This window comes from Methylobacterium sp. E-005, from assembly GCF_022829725.1.
Taxonomy (GTDB): domain Bacteria; phylum Pseudomonadota; class Alphaproteobacteria; order Rhizobiales; family Beijerinckiaceae; genus Methylobacterium.
In genome coordinates, this window is record NZ_JAKSYG010000092.1 from 1 (window position 1) to 6,662 (window position 6,662).

Genomic DNA, 6,662 nt, shown 5'->3' on the forward strand with positions numbered 1-6,662 from the left:
CGGCTACCAGCCACCCGCGCCGGAGGTCGTCCTCTGGCCAACCGAACCGAGCGGATCAGTGCCGTCCGCGCGCCCTGCCATCGTCAGCCGACCGACGATGCACTAACTTCGAACTCGGGCCACCGAATGGGGGCAGGCCAACTTCATATGTTAAATTTGGTTTTTATGTAGTTTCCTTTGTTGTTTTCCGTTACCCGTTACCGCCTAGGCATGCGCGGTGCGAATGGCTCGCGCGATCATTTCTCTTTGGTCTCGTCAGGCGCAATATCCATATTGCTGCGTAAAGCTTTTTTGTTAATCTCTAGCACTAAATCAAAATCTGATTTGTCGACCCAATCAAGCATTCCCGGCAGCTGCCTAGTAAAAGCTTTAATTATGTTTTCAAGATCGCCTTTAGATTTGGCAATATCACTAATGTCCTTGTCGTAGATGTTTAGGTCTCGCATTGCGTATCTAAGCAAGGAAGCCGCTTCTAACCCGAATTTCAAAAACCGTTGTTCGCCGGCTTGACGCTTAACATAGTCATCCCAAGCCTGCTCTGATGCGGCATAAGCTGCGCTACGAAGATCTTCGAGAAGATTTTCGTTGGAGAAAGACTCCTCTAGTCGACGCTCTACCTCTTCGCTGATTGAGCGCTGATTTTTATCGGCAACCGCCTGCAATCGCGCCAGCATCTCATCATTGCATCTGAACGTCTGATTGTGACGCCGCCGCTCGGCGGCTGGCTTGGGCGGGCGGCCACGCTTCTTCGGTTCGTTCATGGCAGGCCCTCCACGCGCCGAATTAATCGGCGGCACTTGTAAACAAAAAACACTTCTGCATATTATGCGGCAGCATTCCCCGCCGTCAATTATGCGCGGCGAAAAAATCGGAGCGAGCCAATGCTTACTCAGGAACAGCGCGATGAGATCTTGGCGGGAGCGACGACGACGGTGCCTCTGGCCGGGAAGGTTCTCGGGATCGGCCTTTCTCGCGCCTACCAGAGCGCCCGAGTCGGCGAGATCCCGACCGTCCGCATGGGCAGGAAGATGATCGTTCCCGTCCCGAAGTTGCGTGAAATGCTCGGGCTGCCGCCTCACACTCAGACCGCCATCGCGGCCTGAGACCCCATCCGAATGGATCGCCTCGGCATGGGACTAAAACGTGAACCGAGGGGCCGCCATCCGCGCCCGATCATCGGCCGGCGCAGCAGACCAAGGAACCGAAAATGAAGAAACCCGCGAACGCGGGCGCTCACGGGCTCTCCAGAAATGTCGTCTTGGCGGTCGACGTTGATGGATATGCTCCGAACGCAAGCGCCCTTCAAGCCCGATCTGTAGCCAAGCACCATCGAGTGTCGCCGGCCCTCGCTGCGACGATCGCGGCCTTGGCCTACGCCATCCCTGAGCATTGGAGCTGCCGCGCATGACGGCGCTCTCTCCTGACCTATCGGCTCGCGTCGCCAAGCTGCTGCCGCGGCTCGGCACCGATCAACAGGGAGAGGTCGCGGCGGTCGCCGCGGCCCTCACCCGCGTCCTACATTCAGGTGGCTGCGACCTTCACGACTTGGCGAAGCACGTCGCAGAAGGGCCGCGCGAGGTTGTCCGGTTCATCCGCGAGCCGCAGGAGCCCCCGCGCGCTGGCCCACGCGACTATGGGGACTGGCGCAAGACGTGGGCCGGCTGCGACCCGCGGCGCCAGCATAAGGCGCGCGTCGACCTCCTGACGAGCGATCAGACCGGCTTTCTCACCGATTGGGAATTCACCTTCGCTCGTTCGCTGTCCCGGCAGCTCGCCGAAGGACGACCTCTCTCGCCGAAGCAGACCACGATCCTCGGCGAAATCTACGCCCGTTGGACGGAGGCCCGGGGATGAGCCTGAGCCTGCCTGAAATCGCTCGGGCGCTCGGCGGCCAGATCCGGGGCATCCATGTGTATGCCCCGGGCCCTGGTCACTCCCGCCGCGACCGCAGCATGTCCGTCCGCCTCGCCGAGGCGACAGACGGCTTTGTCGTCACGAGCTTCGCCGGGGACGATTGGACCCTTTGCCGGGACTACGTTGCGGCGCAGCTCGGCCTTCCCAATGACTACTGGCGCCGGTCCCGCGATCTGGACCCGGATGAGATCGAGCGCCGCGCCGAGGCCCGCCGCCGAGCCGAAAAACAGGAACGCCGCGAGGCACAGAAGCGGCAGCGGCAGGCCGCTGAGATCTGGCGCGGCACTCGGGATCCGCGGGGGTCGGTTGTCGATGCCTATTTGCGCTCGCGCGGGCTAGCCTTGCTCGACGGGGCGCACGAGACCTTGCGATATCACCCGGCCTGCCCTTGGGGGCTCAACGAGACCGTGCCGGCCATGGTCGCCCCCCTACGGGACATCGCAACCGGCGAGCTGCGCGGGGTTCACAGGACTGCCTTGGGCCAAGACGGACGGAAGATGGGCCGGCGCATGCTCGGGATCGCCGCTGGCTCTGCCATCATGTTTGACCCGATTGCAGGCGCGGACGGCTTCCTAATCGTTGGTGAGGGCATCGAGACCGTTTTGACGGCTCGGCAGCATCTCGGGTTGCGCCCTGCCTGGGCGCTCGGCAGCGCGGGTGGGATTGCCAGCCTGCCGCCGCTCCCTGGCGTCCACAACCTTGTCGTGCTTGGCGAGAACGACGCCAACGGCGCCAGCGAGAAGGCTTTCAACAGCGTCGGCATCCGGTGGCACGATGCCGGCCGTAATGCCGAGATCATTCGGCCGCCGGCCAACTGCAAAGACTTGAACGATACCGTCCGGAGGGACGTGCCCGCATGCCAGTGAACGCCGCTGAAGCCCTTGGGCGCATCCATCGCGAGACCTTCGTACCTCGCCCCGACCGGAACACCGGCCGCGGACCATCTCCGATCCAGAGCGAGCGCGACCGCCTCGTAATCGCGCCCGCCCTGAGTGCCGCCACGCCTTTCCCGATTGAGGCGTTGCCTCCAGTCATGCGGGCCGCCGTCGAGGCGCTTGAGGATCACGTCCAAGCCCCACGGAGCCTATGCGCCCACAGCGTGATCTCTGCGGCCATGCTGGTCTGTCAGGGCCTCGCCGACGTGAAGGTGGAGAGCCTTCCTGCCCCAGTGCCGATGTCGCTGTTCATGCTGGCTATCGCCGTGTCGGGTGAGCTGTTCGCCATCGCCGAGGGCGCGACGTGGGACGACTATGACTTCGAACTGGGCCAATTCTTCAACGAGCTGCGCACGGGAGAGGCCGCGTGACCGCTGCCGCTGCGCCCGAGGCCGTCACGCCCGCCGCGGTCCTCACCCTTCTCGTCGGCATCGAACGGCATGGGCCGAACGCGCCGGCCGCCGTCGCTTTTCGATCCGCCCTGCGCCGGAAGGGCATAGAGGCTGACCACGCCGGGGGCCTGCGGGCTCTCGACGTGCTGATGGATGCCGCGGCCGCGGACGATCCGACCCAGGCCGATGCCCGCACCGCGATCCTCCGGGCAGCATGGGCGGATCTGCTGCCGGATCTTGCCTGGAAGGCTCAGCCATGACGGTCACGGTGACAGGCGGCGACAAGCTCGAAGCGCGGCTGAAGGAGATCGCTGCCAACCTGCGCCGCGCCTCCACCGTCGAGGTCGGCTGGCTCGACGGGGCGACCTATCCCGATGGGACGCCCGTCGCCCTCGTGACCCTCATCAACGAATTCGGGAACCCGGCTCACGGCCAGCCCCCTCGCCCCGCGATCCGCAACACCATCGCGGCCAAGTCCACTGAGTGGCGAGACAAGTTCGCCGTGCTGCTCAAGGCGAACGGCTACGATACCACACGGGCGCTCGCGCTCATGGGCGAGATCATCAAGGGCGACCTGCAGCAAGCCATCACCGACTACTCGGGGCCGCCGCTGAAGCCGGCTACGGTTGCGGCCAAGGGGTTCGACAAGCAGCTCGTTGACCAAGGGATCGAGCTTGCCGGCATCGACTATCAGGTGAAGTGAGGGCAGGCCGATGCTCCATTTAGGCGGATGCACTGAGTGCTTCACGATCTGGCGGGGATGCCGTTGCCTGCTCCGGTGCGAGGAGTGCGGCTGCGGCTATCGTGACGACGGCAACAGCAACTGCGGCACGCCGGGATGCAGGGCCGGGCAGAGCCGCCAATGGGCGATGCAGGCGAGGTGGGATGTCGAGATTGAGGAGAGTCGCGCCAGGATCCTGTGCGAGCCGGTAGAAGCGCCGCTGGCCGAACCCGAGCCCGTAGCCCGAGGGGATAACGAACCGTTACCCCCCTCGCCGGCTGAGCCCGAGATGGCATCACGATCCGTTCCCTCATCGGCACCCGAGCTGCCGGACGATCAAGGGGGGTCGCAAATCGCTACCCCCTCGCTGGCTGATGAAGGTGGGGCAGTGATGACCCATCCCCCGTCCAAGCCTGCCGCCAGCCGCCGCCCTGCCGTGAAGGTCCATACCGACCGGCGTACCCCTCAGCCGAGCAAGCCCGCGCATCGCCCTGTGGCTGAGCGCCGTGCCGCCGTTGAGGCCCTGCTAGCGGAAGGACTGTCGGACCGGGAGATCGCCCGGCGGGCCGGGGTCTCACCCTCAACGGTGTCTGCCGTCAGGAAGGGCCAGGAAGCTGCCAGAATTGGCGCGTGATGCCCGTGGCTCAATTTCATGAGCAATGCATCGGATTTCAGCTAGCGGCCGTCCTGGGCCAAATCTGGCAATTTGAGGCGCTATTGAGCGGTAGCTGCGTGTTCTCGGCTTCACGTCGCATCCCAGGAGGAAGCCGTACCCCGCCCGCCTGGGGCTTCGCGATGACTGCCTTGCAAAAATCGGCGGACCGCCCGACCGGATCCCCGCGATAACTGCCTGCGAAAACTCAACGTGCCGGGCTGGCCGCCGGCCTCGCGTAGCGGCTTCTAAAAACCCCTCGTGTGACTGCCTCCGAAAACTCCAGAAATTCCCGCGATGACTGCCTCGGAAAACTCTTCCCGCTCGTGCGTAGGACTGCCTTGCAAAATTCGACCGAGGGGTGCCACCCCGTCGCGTAGCGGCTTCCGAAAAATGCCCACACTTCGGCCCGCGGCCTTCCAAATCGCTCTACTTTAGGGAGGTCGGAGACGTGGAAGCCCGGCCGCGATCACGCTGTTCGAACATACGATCAATCAGTTCCTGAACGGTGTTCCGCAGGCTGCTGATCTCAGTCATCAGGAACTCATTCAGCGGCTTTTCCCATCCGGTCTTTTCGCCGTCCTGCGGGTCTTCAGACTCATATTGGACATGCAGAGATCCGTCGTCCTTCTGGACGAGATACCAAGCTGCATCCCGCACACTGGAGCTTCGTATCCCGAGACAGTGAACCTTCATGGCAGCCTCTCGCTTCACTCTTTTTCAGGTGTACGGGTTGTACGGGTTGGGCCTCGCGCGCGCCTGCGTACTGTGCGCTTAACTCCGGCCCGGCATTGCTACTCATCGCTACTTTAGCAAAGGGCGGCCCTCGCGCGTCGCGCGCGTATTGCTCCCAAAACAGCGCCCGAGACCAACATTCACCAACAGGTGCGGATCGGCTCCGGCCTCAACATCCTTCAACAGGCTGGCTGTCAAACCTCGGATATCCGCCGTTTTTTTATTCGGCCTTCGCCTGCCCGCGCTCTTTGATTTTCTTTGATTGTTTTTCAAATCGAAGGCTGGTCCGCGCCGGGCCTTTTAGGGTGTGCGGGTTGTGCGGCTTCGTCCATTTTGGACACCCCACATGCTATTGGCAGAGACAGCTAAGGCGCTGATCTGCACAGCCTTTGCGGACTCTATGGCCCCTGTCTCAGCCTCGCGCGCACGGGCGCGCACTGGTTGCGAAACGCCCCGCCGAGGTCAACAAAAGTCAACAGCCCGCGCCAGCCATCTGCCCCCTAGTTGCCCAGGCACTGGCCCCCTACTGAGACGGCACGATGCCGGCACGCCCCTGGCGTGAGCCCAGCACGGAGGCGGTACGATCCCAGCGGCGCAAGGCCTGTTCGTAGTCTCGCGCGCCTGCGCGTACTGCTGCCGAAACTCGCCGTGGGCTGAAGCGCCGAGGCAGCCCGCAACCTTAACAATCCATAACAGACGGGTGCCGCTCGACCACAACAGACCACAACAGACATCAGCCCTCGCGCGGGCGTGCGTACTGTGAACGAAACTCAGGGGGTAGCGGGTCACCACCCCCTTTCGGCTCTGACTAACCCCTCGCGGGCATGCGCGTGCGTACTGGTCCCGAAACTCACCGCCGATCACTAAACGTCACTACTTTAGTGATCCGGCGACTGGCTCTCGGTTACGAACCGTTAACCATAACCTCGGCAGTTAAGCCTTAGCGATCGGCTGGGGAGCCGGGCACCGGCAGAGCAGCGCCGCCCTTGGGGGAGCGACGCGGCCTCGCCGATGCAGTCGCACCAGGCCCGCACCTGTAACAGCAGGGCGGGCTTCGCTCGTTCCGACCCCTTTAATTGCTGCGCTGCGGCACCAAGCTCGTTGGGGACTCCCAAGGGACACCCACCGGCTCGGCTGAACGTGCCCCCCATCACCCAAGGTCGGGCCGGTGGACCTTATGAGTTCCGCATGACATCGGCGGCGATCTGCGGAAGCTGAGCGCGGTTCAGCGTTGACACTGGTCGCGACGCACCATCCTTATTGCAGCGCACTGACGTGCGGCGCCGTATGGCGTTTCCTCCCTAGACTTCGGG

8 protein-coding genes are annotated in these 6,662 nt (G+C 63.5%); 6 read left to right on the forward strand and 2 right to left on the reverse strand.

Going from position 1 to position 6,662, the window contains the following annotated elements; all coding sequences use genetic code 11:
• Positions 1-236: 236 nt before the first annotated feature.
• Entirely contained in the window at positions 237-761 is a 525-nt protein-coding gene (locus MKK88_RS10270) for an Arc family DNA-binding protein (protein ID WP_243999322.1), read from the reverse strand.
• Positions 762-1,404: 643 nt separating this feature from the next.
• Between MKK88_RS10270 and MKK88_RS10275 the strand changes: the two genes are divergently transcribed.
• The 6 genes from MKK88_RS10275 to MKK88_RS34250 all read left to right on the forward strand — a co-directional run bounded on the left by MKK88_RS10275 (position 1,405) and on the right by MKK88_RS34250 (position 4,596).
• On the forward strand, positions 1,405-1,854 hold the full coding sequence (locus MKK88_RS10275; RefSeq protein WP_243999324.1) for a hypothetical protein: 450 nt from the start codon (positions 1,405-1,407) through the stop codon (positions 1,852-1,854).
• A complete protein-coding gene (locus MKK88_RS10280; RefSeq protein ID WP_243999326.1) occupies positions 1,851-2,780 on the forward strand; it encodes a toprim domain-containing protein in 930 nt (309 codons plus the stop codon). Before MKK88_RS10275 ends, MKK88_RS10280 begins: the two co-directional genes overlap by 4 nt.
• On the forward strand, positions 2,771-3,220 hold the full coding sequence (locus tag MKK88_RS10285; RefSeq protein WP_243999328.1) for a YfjI family protein: 450 nt from the start codon (positions 2,771-2,773) through the stop codon (positions 3,218-3,220). Before MKK88_RS10280 ends, MKK88_RS10285 begins: the two co-directional genes overlap by 10 nt.
• Positions 3,217-3,501, forward strand: coding sequence for a hypothetical protein (locus MKK88_RS10290; protein WP_243999329.1), 285 nt, complete (start codon positions 3,217-3,219; stop codon positions 3,499-3,501). The genes MKK88_RS10285 and MKK88_RS10290 overlap by 4 nt, the downstream gene beginning before the upstream one ends.
• Complete coding sequence (locus MKK88_RS10295) at positions 3,498-3,944, forward strand: hypothetical protein (RefSeq protein ID WP_243999331.1); 447 nt, start codon at positions 3,498-3,500, stop codon at positions 3,942-3,944. The genes MKK88_RS10290 and MKK88_RS10295 overlap by 4 nt, the downstream gene beginning before the upstream one ends.
• A 409-nt stretch (positions 3,945-4,353) precedes the next feature.
• Positions 4,354-4,596, forward strand: coding sequence for a helix-turn-helix domain-containing protein (locus MKK88_RS34250; protein WP_409566637.1), 243 nt, complete (start codon positions 4,354-4,356; stop codon positions 4,594-4,596).
• A gap of 447 nt (positions 4,597-5,043) precedes the next feature.
• Here MKK88_RS34250 and MKK88_RS10300 read toward each other — a convergent pair whose 3' ends face one another.
• The gene (locus MKK88_RS10300; protein ID WP_243999333.1) at positions 5,044-5,310 is read right to left on the reverse strand and encodes a hypothetical protein; all 267 of its coding nucleotides are present in this window, start codon (positions 5,308-5,310) and stop codon (positions 5,044-5,046) included.
• Between the last annotated feature and the right edge of the window lie 1,352 nt (positions 5,311-6,662).